The following is a 15123-nucleotide window of genomic DNA, read 5'->3' on the forward strand; positions in this document are numbered from 1 at the left end:
ATCGCCCGCATCAGATCAGCCCCGGATAGAGCAGCGAAAGCGTCACCAGCACGCCGCCGGCGGCGCAGCCCAGCACGAACAGTACCACGGCGCCCGCGATCCACAGCAGGCTCCGGCTGGCATCGGCGCCCTGCGCCTTGGCCGGCTCTGCAACGACGGCCAGCTGCGGCGCCGCCTCCTCCTCGCTCTGGCGGCCGATATCTCCGCGCCGACGCGCGGGTACGCCGTGCGGTCGATCACCGGACGACAGAACCCGGACTTTTGCCGGGCCCGTATTGCCACTCATGCTGCTTGTCCCCTGCGGCGTAAGCCAAAAAGTAACGAATTACTCCTATTATAGAGGAGCAGCTCGCATCCCGGGCCGCGCTGAAATTCCCATATCCGCCGCTTTTGCCCGCGGAACAGTACAGATGCCGGAGTACCGAATGCCGCGTAGCGCCCTCTTTGCCATCATGGCCCTCGCCACCGCCGGAATGGCGCCCGAGGCGACGCAGGCGGTGCCGTTCAGCCCGGCGAATCTGGTCAAGCTGGACCAGATTGACACGCCGATCGTCGATGCCGGCCGAATCGACGGGGTGATGCACGTGCAACTGGTGGTGGAAACCAATTCCGCCGCCACGGCCAACGACCTGTCCAAGCGGATGCCCGAACTGCGCGCCGCTTCGCTGGCGGCCTCGATCGAATTCGCCCGGCTGCGCGCCTCGCCGTTCACGGCGCTGGACGTGTCCAAGCTGTCGCAATCGCTCACGCCCGCGCTCCAACGCGTCGATCCCGGCATTTCGCGTGTGCTCATCGTGCAAGCCACCGCCTTTCGCAGCTGACCGGCAGACCGCCCCGATCGGGGCGGCGCTTTAGCCGCGACGCGCAGCCGCGCAACGGAAAACGCGGCCATGTCCCGCCATGGGGCACAAACAACTGATATAACAACAGGAATCGCACACGCCGATGTTTCGGACGGAAGTTGCGATGGCCTGACATGCAAATGGATCCGAAGCACGGTGGCTCCGGATCCATTGCTTCATTCAGGACAGATCACTTGGCGGCGGGTGCCGTCTGGCCGGATGCCTTGCCGCCGCGCGCCAGCGCTGCCGGGCCCGGGGCCGGTGCAGGCGGACGCCCGCGCACGACCTTGCGGCCGGCCAGCGACATTGAAAGTTCCACCGCCGCGCTGGGCGTCATGTAGGACATGATCTGCGCGGTGACGGAATCGCGCATCCGCCGCGCGACTTGCGCCTGCACTTCCAGGTCCAGCTTTTCGAAGATCGGCGCGGCACGCTGCGGCTTCATGCGCTGGTAGATCTGCGCCAGGGTGTCATAGGGCACGTCCGGCTGGTCCGCACCGGGCTGGCCGGGACGGGCCTGTGCGGCCGGATCGGCCTGGCCCTGCTGCCCCTGCTGGCCCTGAAGCTGGCCGGCCAGCCGGGTTTCCCCGGCGCGCACGGCCTGCTCGCGCATTTCCAGCTTGCGCCGTTCGGCAGCGGCATCGCGATCGCGCTTGCCCAGCGCGTCCTGCAGCGACGCGCCGAGCCGGCCCGACGATGCATTGCCGGCGCCCGGATTGGGAGCCGCCAGCGCCATGGCATTGGCCACCGCCGCCACCCCGGCGACGCCCAGCATCAGCCGGGAGGGCTGGGCCAGGCTTCGCAGCGCGTTGACCGCCCTGACCTTGCCGGTGACGCGGACAGGCAAATTGGCCGAAGCGGTTGTCATGCGGCGGCGCGCTTACGGCGGGCCGACGGGTGCATCACGATCTCGGCCGAGATTTCCTTGGCCTCTGCCACGGCGGCAGCGATGGCGGCTTCCACGCCGTCATCGGCCGCGGCAACGGCAGCGATCTTCGGCGCGGCGACCTTCGGCTTCACGACCTTCGGCTTTGCCGTGCGCGTGCGCGTCTTGCGAACACCGCCGCTGGCGGTGCGCTTCGCCGCGACCTTTTCCTCGCCCGCTTCACCGGCGACCACATCGGTCTTGGCAGCAGGCTTGCGCGTGGTCTTCTTCGGCGCCGACATTTCAGTGGCCGCAACGATGCGATCGGCCACGGCATTGCCGATCCCGACCATGTCGGCCAGTTCATCGCGCATGGCTTCGGCATCGGCGATCGTGCGGGCCTGGGCCATGCCGTCGGTTGCCAGCACGCGCTTCAGTTCGCCCAGCACGGCGCGCGCCTGCGCGGTCGCGCGTTCAAGGCTGGCCACGCCCTCGGTCAGCGGCGCATTGCGGAATGCGCGCATGCGGCGGTCGATCCGCCAGCCCTGCACCATCACGGCGGAGCAGAGCGGGATCAGCGTGAAGTTGATCATGGTGGCAGTGTTCACTTCGGATACCCCCTTGAGATGTCGTTCGCCATGCGGACGGCAATGTTTCTGGAACGCTGCCCGATATGCGCGATGCCCAGCGGGACACCGCCGCACTGGACCTGAAGCGCATCGTTCGGGCTTTGACTGAAAGCTATGGTCTGGCCGACCTTGAGGTTCATGACGTCGCGCAGCGACATCTGCTTTTCGCCCAGAACCACGTCGACCGTCACTTCGGTCTGGGAAAGTTCGCTGGCCATGTGCGCGGCCCACATGCGGTCACGCCCCAGCTTTTCGCCCATGAAGCGCTGCAGCAGCTTGTTGCGCACCGGTTCGATGGTGGCATAGGGCAGCAGCACGCTGAACTTGCCGCCGCGCCCTTCCATGTCGACGCGGAAGGTCGCCACGGCGGCGATGTTGCTGGGGCCGGCAATGGCGGCGAAGCGCGGGCTGGCCTCCATCCGCTCCACCTGCATCGTCACCGGCTCGATCGCCTCGAACGCCTGCGACAGGTCATCCAGCGCCAGCTGCACCATGCGCGAAACCAGCATGGTCTCGATCGTGGTGAAGGCGCGGCCTTCCACGCGCATCGGCTTGCTGCCCTTGCGCCCGCCCAGCAGGGCATCGACCACGGCGTAGATCAGGCTCGATTCCACGGTGACGACGCCGTAGTTTTCCCACTCGGTCACCTGGAACACGCCGAACATCGCCGGCAGCGCCACACGGTTCATGAACTCGCCGAAGCGGGTGGAGGTGATCTCCTCCAGGCTGACGTCGATCGCGTCGGACGTCAGGTTGCGCATGCTGGTGGCGAAAGTGCGCACCATGCGTTCGCACACCACTTCCAGCATCGGCAGCCGTTCGTGGCTGATGACGTTGGATTCGATGACCGCCTTCAGGCCGCTCTTGGTCTGCGCGGGCGCATCGCCGTCGAAGCCGAACAGCGCGTCGATCCCCGCCTGGTCGAAAGTATCGCCGACCATGTCCTCCATCTTGGGCGGATCAGGCAGCAGGAAGTCGTCGAAATCGTCGTCGTTCATTGCTGGATCAGATCCTGAATGAGCACATCGGTGACCATGCCGGGGCCAAGCGCCTGATTGGCGCGGCGCAGCATCTCTTCCTTGATGCGGAACACCGCCGCCGAACCGTCCAGATCCTCCGGCCGCAGTTCGCGCAGGAAGGGCTGAAGCGAGTCCAGCACCACCGGAAGCTTTTCCTTGACGGTGTCGGCCTTGCTCTCGTCCGCCGCGACGATGATCACGCGCAGCTTCAGAAAGCGCGCCGATGCGTCGCTGCCGCGCAGGTTCACCACCATCGACGGCACTTCGACATAGGAGGACTTGCCGGCCTTGGCGCTGGCGGAACCGCCCTCGCCCGATCCACCCTCGCCCGAACCGCCTTCCGACGATGCGCTTTCATGCCCGCCGCCGGCGAACTTGGTATAGCCGTAATAGCCCGCCCCGCCGCCGACCAGCAGCACGGCCACCGCCGCACCGATCAGGATCATCCGCTTGCGCGGCGGCTTGCTCGACAGATCGCTTTCTGCCGCATCGACAGGCGCAACGTCGATGATCTCTTCGTCCGACACTTTCGAACCCCCTTGGCTCCTCGCGAAACGGTGCGGAGATCGAAATCCTCGCTACCGACCGCATTCGCGTTTTCGCCTCTATTATAGGAGGACCAAGCGGCAAATTCTGCCTGGTGCCGAAAACCGCTAACTTTTTCTCGGGATGCCGGAAATGGACGTTTCCTCCTTCGTTCTGCTGAGCCACGAGCAGGCCTTGCGACGCCAGCTCGACATCGTCGCCAACAACATGGCGAACACCAGCACGGTGGGTTACAAGCGCGAACAGGCGCTGTTTCACGAATATGTCGAAACCGCGCAGCAGGCGCCGGTGGACGATGCGCGCAAGACTTCGTTCGTGCTGGACTTCGGCACCGTGCACGACACCCAACAGGGCGCGTTCCAGGCCACCGGCAACCCGCTGGACGTGATGATCGACGGCGCCGGTTACCTGAACGTCGAAAGCCCGGACGGCGGCGTGGTCTATACGCGCGCGGGATTCATCAAGGTTCTGCAGAACGGCGACCTTGCCACCTCGGGCGGGCAGCGCCTGCTGGATGAGAACGGGCGCCCGATCAACGTGCCCACCGACGAACAGAGCCGCCTTTCGATCGCCGAGGACGGCACCGTGATGGGCGCCAACGGCCCGCTCGGCCGCCTGGCCGTGACCACTTTCGGCAACGAGAGCACGGTCGACCCGCGCGGCGACGGCCTGCTGACCGGCACCGGCGGCACGATGCTGACACAGGCGCAGACCAAGCTGAAAAGCGGCGGTGTCGAAGGTTCGAACGTCGAGCCGATCACCGAGACCACGCACATGGTGGAGATCCTGCGCTCGTACCAGACCAGCCAGCGCCTCTCCGCCGACCTTGCCGACATGCGCAAGAAGGCGATCGACCGCCTCAGCAAGGTGGGTTGATTAGAATTCCGGTTCGGCACCGGCCCACTCCCCCACCCGACCTCCCCTACGGGGTAGAATCTGGGAGGTCGGGTGGGGGAGTGGGCCGGTGCCGAACGATCCGAAACGTCAGTTTCGGATCACAAAACGAAGACTCCATTCCCCGGCCCATTTCATCAAGGAGCCATCATGCGTTCGCTCTCCATCGCCTCTACCGGCATGCTTGCCCAGCAGACCAACGTCGATGTCATCTCGAACAACATCGCCAACATGAACACCACCGCGTTCAAGCGCCAGCGCGCGGAATTCCAGGACCTGCTCTACCAGCAGGTCTCGCGTCCCGGCGCCACCACCAGCTCGGACGGCACGCAGGTTCCCACCGGCATCCAGCTGGGCGCGGGTGTGAAGACCGGCGGCATCTACCGCATCACCGAACAGGGTGCGCTGACCAACACCGGCAACACTTATGACATGGCCGTCGACGGTCAGGGTTACTTCCAGATCATGCTGCCCTCGGGCGATCTGGCTTATACCCGCGCCGGTTCGTTCCAGCTTTCGGATCAGGGCGAACTCGTCACCACCGATGGCTATCGCGTGCAGCCCGACATCACGATCCCGCAGGGCGCCACCAGCGTTTCGGTTTCGAAGACCGGCGAAGTGCAGGTGAAGCTGGACGGCCAGACCCAGATGCAGACCGTCGGCCAGCTGGAACTGGCCACGTTCGTGAACGAAGCCGGCCTCGAAGCCATCGGCTCGAACATGTACCTCGAAACCGGCGCTTCGGGTCAGCCGACCGTCGCCAATCCCGGTGAGCCGGGCTTCGGTTCGCTGAGCCAGGGCTTCGTGGAAGCATCGAACGTCAACCCGGTCTCCGAAATCACCTCGCTGATCACCGCGCAGCGCGCCTACGAGATGAACAGCCGCGTGCTGAAGACCGCCGACGAAATGCTCCAGACCTCCACGCAGACGGGTTGAGCGCCATGGCCGCCGCGATCCTGCTCATGCTCGCGGCGGCGGCTCCGGCCGCCGCTGTGGCCCCCGCCGCCCCTGCCTCGATCCAGGCGCCCGTTCTGGCGCGCACGGTCGAGCGGGGCGAGAAGCTGGCCGCCGGGGACTTCACCCGCGGCCCCATCTCCCCCAGCGCCGCGCGCGGCATGCTGGCCCCGGCCGAGGCGGCCGGGCAGGAAGCGACGCACCGCATCATGGCCGGCGCGCCGGTCCGCGCTGCGGACGTGGCCCAGCCGCGCGTGGTGCGGCGGGGCGAGGCGGTGACGATCTCTTTCATCACCGGCGCGCTGACGATCACCTCTGCCGGCCGCGCGATGAGCGATGCCGCCCGTGGTGAGCCGGTTCGCGTGTTCAACACCGCCACCGGCCGCACGCTGGACGGCGTGGCCGATGCCCCCGGGCAAGTCAGCATTCCCGCGCGCTAAGCCCACAGGTTCAATAAGGATTTTCCGATCATGAAGACGATCCGTGCCGGTCTGGTCCCGCTGCTGATGGCGGCCACGCTGCTGTCGGGCTGCGGCGCCGTCGGCCGCCTCAAGAACGTGGGCAAGGCGCCGAAGATGAGCGAGTCCGAAGCGCCGGTCGCACCGCGCGTCGAACCGTCGATCGGCAATCAGGGCGTGGCCGAGCGCGGCGCCGTGGACGATCCCGCGCTGGCTGAGGGCGCGCGCGGCGCGTCGCTGTTCCGCACCGGGGCAGGCGCCTTCTTCCACGATCAGCGCGCCTCGCGCGTGGGCGACATCGTGACGATCCGCATCAACATCGCGGACAATGCGCAAGTCGACAACAGCACCACCCGCACGCGCGACGGCAAGGAAACCGCCGGCGTGGCCGCGCTGCTGGGCTTGCAGAGCCATATCCAGAAGGCCACCGGCTCCGACCCCTCCGCCCTGACCGACGCCAATTCGTCGTCCAGCGCGGTGGGCGTGGGCAAGACCCAGCGCAGCGAGCAGATCAACATGACGATCGCCGCATCGGTGGTAGGCGTGCTGCCCAACGGCAACCTGCAGATCCGCGGCCGCCAGGAAGTGCGCGTGAACTACGAGTTGCGCGAACTGGTCGTCACCGGCGTGATCCGCCCCGAAGACATCGCGCGCGACAATTCGATCAAGCATTCGCAGATCGCCGACGCCCGCATCAGCTACGGCGGGCGCGGCCAGCTGACCGACGCGCAGCAGGCGCGCTGGGGCCAGCAGATCTACGACGCACTGTTCCCGTTCTGATGGATCGTACCTCCGCTATAGCGAGCGCATAAGAACCACACCGTCATCCCCGCAAAGGCGCGGGCGACGAAGAGTTAAGCCGATCGGATACCGGTCAAACCCGGCACAAAACTTCCGAGAGCAGTCCCTCTCGTACCCGAAAGGGCGTCGCCGGAAGGCGGCGCCCTTTCTCCGTTTCAGGCCACCATTGCAGGACTCTGGCGGCATCAACCCGGCAAATTTTTCCTACCGCACAAATAATTAGCGCGGATTGCAACGTTCGCGCCACGGGCCTTCCTAGAAGACTCGTGCAGGCCTGAAGAAACAGGACCGCACGCGGATCGGCGTACCCCGGTCCAGGCCGCAGAACCGGCCTGAATATTCTAGAAGGAATGAAACAATGGCGTTTTCCGTCAACACCAATGCCGGTGCAATGGCTGCTCTGCAGTCGCTGAATGCCACCAACAAGTCCATGGAAACCACCCAGAGCCGCATCAACACCGGTCTGAACGTTGCTTCGACCAAGGATGACTCGGCCAAGTACACCGTCGCGCAGACCCTGCGTGGCGACCAGGGTGGTCTCACCGCAGTTACCTCGTCGCTCAACAACGCCAAGTCGGTTGTTGACGTCGCGGTTTCGGGCACTGAGCAGATCTCGGACCTCATCAACGACATGAAGTCCAAGGCCTACGAAGCTGCTTCGGCCACGGACTCGGGCACGCTCAGCGCGCTCCAGAAGGACTACGACGGCCTCAAGGCTCAGATCGACTCGATCATCTCGTCGTCGGACTTCAACGGCGTCAACCTGCTCGACAGCAGCGGCGGTTCGGTCAGCTCGCTGCAGACGCTCGACACCAGCAACCTGCTGAGCGTCGGCACTGTGAACCTGGCCTCGGTGAAGGGCTCGTCCACGGTTGAACTCGGTGACCTCTCCGGCAGCACCGACCTTGCGTCGGCCACGTCGGCTGCGAAGACCGTCGACAACCTCGACGCACTGTCGGACTCTCTGAACGACAAGCTCAGCACCCTGGGTGCCGCTTCGCGTCAGATCGACGGCCAGCTTTCGTTCACCAGCAACCTCAGCGACGTGATCGAAACCGGCATCGGCAACCTTGTCGACGCCGACCTCGCCAAGGAATCGGCGAAGCTTCAGGCCCTGCAGGTCCAGCAGCAGCTGGGCGTTCAGGCTCTGTCGATCGCCAACCAGGCACCGCAGACGATCCTGTCGCTCTTCCGTTAAGAGAGACTGGCGGCCTTCCAGCCCCCAAGCAGAAGGCCGAAACGTCATGGAGGCCAGGGTGGTTCACCACCCTGGCCTCTTTTTCGTTTGGGAGATCCCGTTTGGCCCAGGCGGCGCATGAAAGGGCCGCGAAGGCATTTCCGAACGGAATCCAAAGGGGCGGCGCCCGTGGCGCTCGCCAGCGCCGAACACGCACACAAATGCGCACTAACGGCGGCCGTGAGTACGGCCATCCTATAATAATTGTGGCGCGCCGATGGCAGACCGCCCCCTTTCAAGCCGGAATTGGACCTAAGATGCTTGATTCACTCAATAATTGGCAGTTGCCTAAAAAGCTGCTGGCCGCCTTTGCCCTGCTCGGCATCATGCTGGGCGCTGTCGGGCTCAATGGATTTCTTTCGACCCGCGAACTGAACGCGATCGCGCAGACCCACGTTCAGCGCGGCGTCGCCGGCATGTCGGCGCTGGCCGACGTGATCAGCAACGTCAAGGAACTGCGCATCATCGTCTACAGCTACTACAACGCTGCCGATGCCGAAGATGCGGGCAAGCTGCGCGACCGCCTGAAGGCCGGGAACGAGACGCTGCTCAAGTCGATCGACGATTTCGACGCGGTGGCCGACGATTCGCTGAATCCGGAAATTTCCGAGATGCGCCGGCAGGCGCAGGACCTGGCCCGCGTCAACGATCACGTCTTCGACTTGCGCACCAAGGGCGATTTCCCCGGAGCGATGGCCGCGATCAAGAAGGAGGGCAAGGCCGCCTCGCACGACACGATCGCGCAGGCCCAGAAGCTGATCGACCTGATGCGCCAGCGCACCGCGCAGAAGGCCGCCGAAGGCGAAGCCACCGCCGATACCGCGATCACGCTGGCCGTCGGCCTTGCCAGCCTGGGCATCATCACCATCGTGCTGGTGTGGCTGGCGATCAACCGCTCGGTCGCGGTGCCGATGGGCCGCATCGCCGAAGTGACCACCGTTCTGGCCGAAGGCGGCAGGGCCGAAGTGCCCTATCGCGAACGCGGCGATGAAATCGGCGAGATCGCCGAAGCCGTCGAACAGTTCCGCGTCGCTGCCGAAGCCCGCGCCCAGATCGACGCCCAGCACGCCAAGGAGCAGGAAGTGGTCACCACCACGCTGCGCTCCAGCCTGCAGGCGATCAGCGAAGGCGATCTGACCCAGTCGATCACCACCGAGTTCCCGCCCGCCTATGCCGAGCTGAAGAACAACTTCAACCTGGCCGTCGGCGCGCTGCGCGATCTGATCGGCGCGGTCACCGAAAGCGCCCATGCCATCCGCACGGGTTCGAGCGAAATCGCCCAGGCTTCGGAAGACCTTGCCCGCCGCACCGAAAGCAATGCGGCCAGCCTTGAGGAAACCTCCGCCGCGATCACCCAGATGGACGAACGCCTGCGCGTTACCGCCACTGCCGCCGGCCGCACCGTGCAGCGCGCGGACGGCGCGATGGGCGTGGTGGAATCCGGCCGCTCGATCGCCGACGAGGCCGTCCAGGCGATGGGCCGCGTCAGCGAAAGCGCCAAGGGCATCGACTCGGTGATCGAAGGGCTCGACAAGATCGCCTTCCAGACCCGCGTTCTGGCCATGAACGCCGCCGTCGAAGCCGGTCGCGCCGGCGATGCCGGTCGCGGCTTCGCGGTCGTGGCCGATCTCGTCTCGGCGCTGGCCATGCGCTCGGAAGAGGAAGCCAAGCGTGCCCGCGAACAGCTGACCGCAACGCAGGCCGATATCGGCACTGCCGTGCAGGCCGTGCAGCGCGTCGACGGCGCCCTGCAGAACATCTCGGGCGACGTGACCGAAGTGCACACGCTGCTGAGCGACATCGCCACCGACAACCAGGCGCAGTCCTCCACGATCACGCAGATCAGCGCGGCGATCGGCACGATGGATCAGGCGACGCAGCAGAACGCGGCGATGGTGGAGGAAACCTCCGCCGCCGCGCGCAATCTCAACAGCGAAGTGACCGCCCTGTCGGACCGCGCCGCGATGTTCCGCGTGGGCAACGAAGTGCGTTCCTACTCGGCACGTCCGGCGCCCTCTCCGGCACCCGCACCGGCGCCGCGCACGGTGCCCGCCGCGATCACCACCAGTCAGCTTGCGCCCAAGCCGGCACCGGCGCGCACCATCGCGCTGGCAACCGGCCAGGACGACGACTGGATGGATTTCTGACGAACTAACCCGGAACCCGATTCGCCCTCGCGCAAGCGGGGCCGGGCCGGGTTCGGACCTGAAGGGGTCGCCTATCCGCAGGCGGCCCCTTTTTTTTGCGCTACTTCAGGCGCAGCGGCAGCCCGGCGGCCACGAAGACCACGCTTTCCGCCACCGCCGCAACCTGCTGGTTCAGCCGCCCCGCCTCATCGCGAAAGGCGCGGCCCAGCCGGGTTTCGGGAACGAGCCCCAGGCCCACTTCGTTGGCCACCAGCGCCAGCGGCACCGGACAATCGGCAATCGCATGACACAGTGCCTCGAACTGCGGAGGCAGCGGCACATCGGCCAGCATCAGGTTGGACAGCCAGAGCGTCAGGCAATCGACCAGCACGGCATCGGCCTCCGCCGCCGCGCGGGCAATGGCGCCGACCAGATCGTACGGCGCCTCGATGGTGGACCAGCGCGGGCCGCGCTCCTCCCGATGGCGGGCGATCCGCGCCTCCATCTCGTCATCCAGCGCCTCGCCGGTGGCGATATAGGCCAGACGGCCCGGCTGCGCCTCGATCAAGGCTTGCCCATGGCGGCTCTTGCCCGAACGGGCACCGCCCAGAATGAAAGTGCTGCTCATCGGCGATACTCCGTCAGGGCAATGAGGCCGTCGATGTCAAGATGCTCCTCCATCGCGGCGGCAAGTTCATCCAGCGCGGCATCGACTTCGGCATGATGGTCGCGCCGATCGCTGGCGACGCCAAGGCGGGCGAGCAGTTCGGCACGCAGATCGGTGGAGGCGAGCAGGCCGTGGCAATAGGTTCCGATCACGCGTCCGGTCGGATCGATCGCGCCGTCCGGCCGATCGCCCCCCAACATGGCGAATGGGACGCTCGTGTCCCGTTCAGTGACGCCTAGGTGCATCTCGTAACCCGTCAGGTTCACGCCGAAAGCCGTGCCCGAAACCTCACGCAGTGCCTTGGTGGGGCCCAGCACGGTCGTCACGTCCAGCAGGCCCAGCCCCGCCATTTCGCCCGGCGCGCCTTCGATCCCCAGGGGGTCGGCGATCGACTTGCCCAGCATCTGATAGCCCCCGCAGATCCCCAGGATCATGCCGCCGCGCCGGTGATGCGCCTGCACGTCGATGTCCCACCCCTCGGCCCGCATGAAAGCCAGATCGGCCATGGTTGCCTTGGAACCGGGCAGCACGATCAGCGCGGCTTCTGCCGGGATCGGCGTGCCCGGCGGGATCATCGCCACCTCCACGCCGGACTCCCGCCGCAGCGGGTCGAGATCGTCGAAATTGGCGATGCGCGGCAGGATCGGGCAGGCGATCAGCAGCTTGCCCGACGTGCCGCCCAGCCCGCGTTCCAGCACGACCGCGTCCTCACTGGGCAGGCGGCCGACCGCGCTTTGCCACGGCAGCACGCCATAACCGCGCCAGCCCGAACGCTGTTCGATCGCGGCATAGCCATCGGCGAACAGCGCCGGATCGCCGCGAAACTTGTTGATCAGGAACCCCCGGATCTGCGCGGCATCCTCCGCATCGATCACCGCGCGGGTGCCGACGAGCGAGGCGATCACCCCGCCCCGGTCGATATCGCCGATCAGCACCACGGGCACGTCCGCCGTGCGCGCGAAGCCCATGTTGGCGATGTCGCCGGCGCGCAAGTTGATCTCCGCCGGGGAGCCCGCGCCTTCCACCACCACAAGGTCGCAGCGCGCCTCCAGCCGGCGATAGCTGGCCATGACTTCGGACAACAGAGTGCGGCGCGCCTCGCGGAAATTGGCGCTTCCCAAAGTGCCGCGCACCTGCCCGTGGACCACGAGTTGCGAGGTGCGATCGGCCTGCGGCTTCAGCAGCACCGGGTTCATGTCGACATGCAGGGCAGCACGCGCCGCCAACGCCTGAAGCGCCTGCGCGCGGCCGATCTCGCCGCCTTCCGGCGTCACCGCCGCGTTGTTGGACATGTTCTGCGGCTTGAACGGCAGCACCCGCAGCCCCCGGTTGGCCAGCGCCCGGCACAGCCCCGCCACCACCACGGACTTGCCCACGTCCGAGCCGGTTCCCTGCAACATCAAGCCAGCCATGATACTCCCAACAATGCCATTCCGGCCGCAAAAAGGCCCAGCAAGGCCCAGGCGCGCCGATAGATCGTCAAAGCCCGCCGTAGGTCCGCCGCGCCGGCCTGGCGGCCCTCCTCCCCGATCCACGGCTTGTCCGCAAGTTCGCCGTCGTAGACCACCGGACCCGCCAGTCGCACGCCCAGCCCGCCTGCCATGGCCGCTTCGGGCCAGCCGGCATTGGGCGAGGCGTGACGGCCGTGATCGCGCGCCATCACCCGCCAGCCGCGCCCAGCGGCCAGGCACAGCACCACGCCCGAAAGGCGCGCCGGGATCAGGTTCGCCAGATCGTCGATCCGCGCCGCCGCCCAGCCATAGGCGCGCAGCGGTTCTTCGGGGTGGCCGATCAGGCTGTCGGCAGTGTTGATCGCCTTGTAGGCCCAGGTGCCCGGCAATCCGCCGACCAGCAGCCAGAACAGCGGCGCGGCAACGCCGTCGCAGAAGCTTTCGGCAAGGCTTTCGATGGCGGCGCGCGCGACGCCGCCTTCATCAAGGTCGGCCGTCTCGCGCCCGACGATCATGCCCACCGCGCGGCGTCCGCCAGCAAGATCCCCGGCCTCAAGCGCCGCCAGCACCGGGCGGACGTGATCGTCCAGACTGCGCGCGGCCAGCGCAGGCCAGGCCATGACCGCCAGCACGATCCACGCCAAAGCCCCTGCCCAGGCACGAACCACCATGGCGATCGACAGGCCCGCCCCCACGACGCCCGCGATCAGCAGCAGCATGGCGGCAAGCCCCGCACCGCGCCGCAACGCAGACGGCCATTGTGGCCGGTTCAGCGCGCGCTCGCTGGCGGTGATGATCCGGGCAAACAGGCCGACCGGATGCCCGATCCGCGCATAGAGCGGCGATGGCCAGCCGAACGCCGCGTCCAGCGCCAGCGCCGCGAAGGCGATCGGCTCAGCCATCGCCCAGCGCAGCGTCCAGCCGCGCCAGCGCCCGCTCGTCGGCGGGAACGCCGAAACGCAGCCAGCCGGGAAACGATGCGAAAGGCCGCACCAGGATGGAGCGCCGGGCAAGGCGTTCGAAGACGTCCTCCGCCGCGCAGTCGGTAACAAGGCGGAACAGCGGGCACGCCCCTTGCGGTTCCAGGCCATGCCGGCGCAGCACCGCATCCAAGGCCGCCGCGCGGACCGGCAAATCGCTGCGTGTCGAAGCGATCCAGCCGATATCGGCATAGGCCGCCGCGCCGATCGCGAGTCCGGCCGCATGGATCGGCCAGCTTCCCATGGCGTTGCGCAGCGGGGCCAGGATCTGCGGCGGCGCCAGCACGAAGCCCAGCCGCAGCCCGGCAAGCCCGAAGAACTTGCCGAACGAACGCAGCACGATCAGGCGCCCCTCCGCATGGACGGCGGGGGCCACGCTGGCGCCGTCATGGCAATCGGCGAAAGCCTCGTCCACGATCAGCCAACCGTCCTGCCCCGCGATCCGGTTGGCCCAGTCCAGCACGCGGACGGGCGCGCGCAGGATTCCATCGGGGTTGTTAGGGTTGGCCATTACGACAACTTCGCCCGCCCCCGGCGCCCCGTCGAATTCGACCGGCCGGGAATACGCGAAGGCCTCCACATGGCTGCGATAACAGGGCACCAGCGCGCGGCCGGGCAGGTTCAGGGTCCGCGCCAGCAGGCGCAGTGCCGTCTCGCTGCCAGGAACCGCGCAGCACAGTGCCGGGTCGACGCCGAAATGCCGCGCTGCCGCCGCCTCCAGCCGGACAAGCGCCTCCGGATCGGGCAAAGCATGCCAGTCCGGCGTCAGGCCTTGCGGGATCGGCCATGGGCGCGGGTTCAGCCCGGTCGACAGGTCCAGCCATTCCGCAGGCGCTCCACCGAAAAGCCGGGCCGCCTCATCCACCCGGCCGCCATGGTGGAGGAACCGCGCGATCACGACAGCGCCACCAGCGCAGCCAGCAGCGCAGTTTCGACCAGTTCGATCCCCGCACCGTGTCCGTCGCCGGAAATGCCGCCGATCCGGCTGCCCAGCCAACCGGCCCAGATCGGCACGGCCAGGAACAACACCAGCAGCGGCGGGGCCACCAGCAACCCGGCGGCAGCGGCCAGCACGCTCCAGCCCGCGACCTGCGGCCAGGTGACCGCGCGGCGAAAGCGGCTGCCCAGCCCTTCGTGCAGCGGCGGCAGCGCCAGCGTCCAGGCCAACGGCCCGATCCGCGCCAGCACCGGCACCAGCAGCAATGCCCAGACTTGCGCCGGCGCCAGCGCATGCAGCAGCACCAGCTTCGACAGAATCTGAAGCACGATGGCGACAACGCCGAAGCTGCCGATATGCGGATCGGCCAATACGGCGGAAAGCCGGGCGCGATCCTTGTGCGCGGCCCCTGATGCGTCGGCGATGTCGCCCAGTCCATCGAGATGGAGCGCGCCGGTCATGCCCACCCAACCCAGCACGCCCACGAGTGCAGCCGGCCAGTTGGCAGCGGGCCAGTCGGCACCGGCCCTTGCCCCCAGCCACCATGGCCCGGCCACCGCCGCGCCCACCACCAGCCCGGTCAGCGGAAACCAGCGGATCGATTTGGCAAAATCGTCCTCATCCGCGCGTACCGCCGGCAGTGGCAGACGCGTCATGAACTGAAGGGCAAGGGCGATTTGCCTGATCATCCGTAATCCTGCTTCATCCGTGATCCCG

The 15123-nt window shown here is 67.1% G+C and carries 17 protein-coding genes; 7 read left to right on the forward strand and 10 right to left on the reverse strand.

The annotated features are described in order from the left end of the window. Positions 1–10 precede the first annotated feature (10 nt). Positions 11–286, reverse strand: a complete 276-nt coding sequence (locus tag WBP06_RS13070) for a hypothetical protein (RefSeq protein WP_395328433.1) — start codon at positions 284–286, stop codon at positions 11–13. Between the two features lie 139 nt (positions 287–425). Here WBP06_RS13070 and WBP06_RS13075 point away from each other — a divergent pair, with 139 nt between their 5' ends. Then, positions 426–821 carry a hypothetical protein gene (locus WBP06_RS13075; RefSeq protein WP_395328436.1) on the forward strand — a complete coding sequence of 132 codons (396 nt, stop codon included), beginning with the start codon at positions 426–428 and terminating at the stop codon, positions 819–821. Positions 822–1032: 211 nt separating this feature from the next. Here WBP06_RS13075 and WBP06_RS13080 read toward each other — a convergent pair whose 3' ends face one another. From WBP06_RS13080 to WBP06_RS13095, 4 genes are read right to left on the reverse strand one after another with little or no spacing between them, the layout of a single operon-like run. Next, positions 1033–1710, reverse strand: coding sequence for a MotE family protein (locus tag WBP06_RS13080; RefSeq protein WP_395328438.1), 678 nt, complete (start codon positions 1708–1710; stop codon positions 1033–1035). After that, the gene (locus WBP06_RS13085) at positions 1707–2315 is read right to left on the reverse strand and encodes a DUF6468 domain-containing protein (protein WP_395328441.1); all 609 of its coding nucleotides are present in this window, start codon (positions 2313–2315) and stop codon (positions 1707–1709) included. The genes WBP06_RS13080 and WBP06_RS13085 overlap by 4 nt, the downstream gene beginning before the upstream one ends. Beyond that, positions 2312–3334 carry a flagellar motor switch protein FliM gene (gene fliM / locus WBP06_RS13090; protein ID WP_395328444.1) on the reverse strand — a complete coding sequence of 341 codons (1023 nt, stop codon included), beginning with the start codon at positions 3332–3334 and terminating at the stop codon, positions 2312–2314. The genes WBP06_RS13085 and fliM overlap by 4 nt, the downstream gene beginning before the upstream one ends. Next, positions 3331–3882, reverse strand: a complete 552-nt coding sequence (locus tag WBP06_RS13095; RefSeq protein WP_395328446.1) for a flagellar basal body-associated FliL family protein — start codon at positions 3880–3882, stop codon at positions 3331–3333. The genes fliM and WBP06_RS13095 overlap by 4 nt, the downstream gene beginning before the upstream one ends. A gap of 151 nt (positions 3883–4033) precedes the next feature. Here WBP06_RS13095 and WBP06_RS13100 point away from each other — a divergent pair, with 151 nt between their 5' ends. From WBP06_RS13100 to WBP06_RS13125, 6 genes are all read left to right on the forward strand, one after another. Next, on the forward strand, positions 4034–4777 hold the full coding sequence (locus WBP06_RS13100) for a flagellar hook-basal body complex protein (protein WP_395328449.1): 744 nt from the start codon (positions 4034–4036) through the stop codon (positions 4775–4777). A gap of 168 nt (positions 4778–4945) precedes the next feature. Continuing rightward, positions 4946–5731: a flagellar basal-body rod protein FlgG gene (flgG, locus tag WBP06_RS13105; protein ID WP_395328452.1), complete on the forward strand. Its 786-nt coding sequence runs from the start codon at positions 4946–4948 to the stop codon at positions 5729–5731. A gap of 5 nt (positions 5732–5736) precedes the next feature. After that, positions 5737–6189 carry a flagellar basal body P-ring formation chaperone FlgA gene (flgA, locus tag WBP06_RS13110; RefSeq protein ID WP_395328455.1) on the forward strand — a complete coding sequence of 151 codons (453 nt, stop codon included), beginning with the start codon at positions 5737–5739 and terminating at the stop codon, positions 6187–6189. A 30-nt stretch (positions 6190–6219) separates the two neighbouring features. After that, positions 6220–6987, forward strand: coding sequence for a flagellar basal body L-ring protein FlgH (flgH, locus tag WBP06_RS13115; protein WP_395328458.1), 768 nt, complete (start codon positions 6220–6222; stop codon positions 6985–6987). Positions 6988–7366: 379 nt separating this feature from the next. Further along, positions 7367–8206, forward strand: coding sequence for a flagellin (locus WBP06_RS13120; protein ID WP_395328461.1), 840 nt, complete (start codon positions 7367–7369; stop codon positions 8204–8206). A gap of 296 nt (positions 8207–8502) precedes the next feature. Further along, entirely contained in the window at positions 8503–10392 is a 1890-nt protein-coding gene (locus WBP06_RS13125; protein ID WP_395328464.1) for a methyl-accepting chemotaxis protein, read from the forward strand. Positions 10393–10492: 100 nt separating this feature from the next. Here the strand turns inward: WBP06_RS13125 and cobU are convergent, their stop codons facing one another. The 5 genes from cobU to cobS are packed head-to-tail and all read right to left on the reverse strand — an operon-like array spanning position 10493 to position 15092. Then, the gene (cobU, locus tag WBP06_RS13130) at positions 10493–10999 is read right to left on the reverse strand and encodes a bifunctional adenosylcobinamide kinase/adenosylcobinamide-phosphate guanylyltransferase (protein WP_395328467.1); all 507 of its coding nucleotides are present in this window, start codon (positions 10997–10999) and stop codon (positions 10493–10495) included. Beyond that, positions 10996–12450: a cobyric acid synthase gene (locus WBP06_RS13135; protein WP_395328471.1), complete on the reverse strand. Its 1455-nt coding sequence runs from the start codon at positions 12448–12450 to the stop codon at positions 10996–10998. The genes cobU and WBP06_RS13135 overlap by 4 nt, the downstream gene beginning before the upstream one ends. Further along, a complete protein-coding gene (cbiB, locus tag WBP06_RS13140) occupies positions 12438–13391 on the reverse strand; it encodes an adenosylcobinamide-phosphate synthase CbiB (RefSeq protein WP_395328474.1) in 954 nt (317 codons plus the stop codon). The genes WBP06_RS13135 and cbiB overlap by 13 nt, the downstream gene beginning before the upstream one ends. Further along, positions 13384–14367 (reverse strand): threonine-phosphate decarboxylase, encoded by a 984-nt coding sequence (locus WBP06_RS13145; protein WP_395328476.1) that lies wholly within the window; start codon positions 14365–14367, stop codon positions 13384–13386. The genes cbiB and WBP06_RS13145 overlap by 8 nt, the downstream gene beginning before the upstream one ends. Then, positions 14364–15092: an adenosylcobinamide-GDP ribazoletransferase gene (cobS, locus tag WBP06_RS13150; protein WP_395334152.1), complete on the reverse strand. Its 729-nt coding sequence runs from the start codon at positions 15090–15092 to the stop codon at positions 14364–14366. The genes WBP06_RS13145 and cobS overlap by 4 nt, the downstream gene beginning before the upstream one ends. Positions 15093–15123: the final 31 nt, after the last annotated feature.

The organism is Novosphingobium mississippiense (assembly GCF_044029535.1).
Classification (GTDB): domain Bacteria; phylum Pseudomonadota; class Alphaproteobacteria; order Sphingomonadales; family Sphingomonadaceae; genus Novosphingobium.

Coding starts and splice junctions, on each gene's coding strand:
- WBP06_RS13070 (WP_395328433.1), bottom strand. CDS start 286: ATGAGTGGCAATACGGGCCCGGCAAAAGTCCGGGTTCTGTCGTCCGGT.
- WBP06_RS13075 (WP_395328436.1), top strand. CDS start 426: ATGCCGCGTAGCGCCCTCTTTGCCATCATGGCCCTCGCCACCGCCGGA.
- WBP06_RS13080 (WP_395328438.1), bottom strand. CDS start 1,710: ATGACAACCGCTTCGGCCAATTTGCCTGTCCGCGTCACCGGCAAGGTC.
- fliM (WP_395328444.1), bottom strand. CDS start 3,334: ATGAACGACGACGATTTCGACGACTTCCTGCTGCCTGATCCGCCCAAG.
- WBP06_RS13100 (WP_395328449.1), top strand. CDS start 4,034: ATGGACGTTTCCTCCTTCGTTCTGCTGAGCCACGAGCAGGCCTTGCGA.
- flgG (WP_395328452.1), top strand. CDS start 4,946: ATGCGTTCGCTCTCCATCGCCTCTACCGGCATGCTTGCCCAGCAGACC.
- flgA (WP_395328455.1), top strand. CDS start 5,737: ATGGCCGCCGCGATCCTGCTCATGCTCGCGGCGGCGGCTCCGGCCGCC.
- flgH (WP_395328458.1), top strand. CDS start 6,220: ATGAAGACGATCCGTGCCGGTCTGGTCCCGCTGCTGATGGCGGCCACG.
- WBP06_RS13120 (WP_395328461.1), top strand. CDS start 7,367: ATGGCGTTTTCCGTCAACACCAATGCCGGTGCAATGGCTGCTCTGCAG.
- WBP06_RS13125 (WP_395328464.1), top strand. CDS start 8,503: ATGCTTGATTCACTCAATAATTGGCAGTTGCCTAAAAAGCTGCTGGCC.
- cobU (WP_395328467.1), bottom strand. CDS start 10,999: ATGAGCAGCACTTTCATTCTGGGCGGTGCCCGTTCGGGCAAGAGCCGC.
- WBP06_RS13135 (WP_395328471.1), bottom strand. CDS start 12,450: ATGGCTGGCTTGATGTTGCAGGGAACCGGCTCGGACGTGGGCAAGTCC.
- cbiB (WP_395328474.1), bottom strand. CDS start 13,391: ATGGCTGAGCCGATCGCCTTCGCGGCGCTGGCGCTGGACGCGGCGTTC.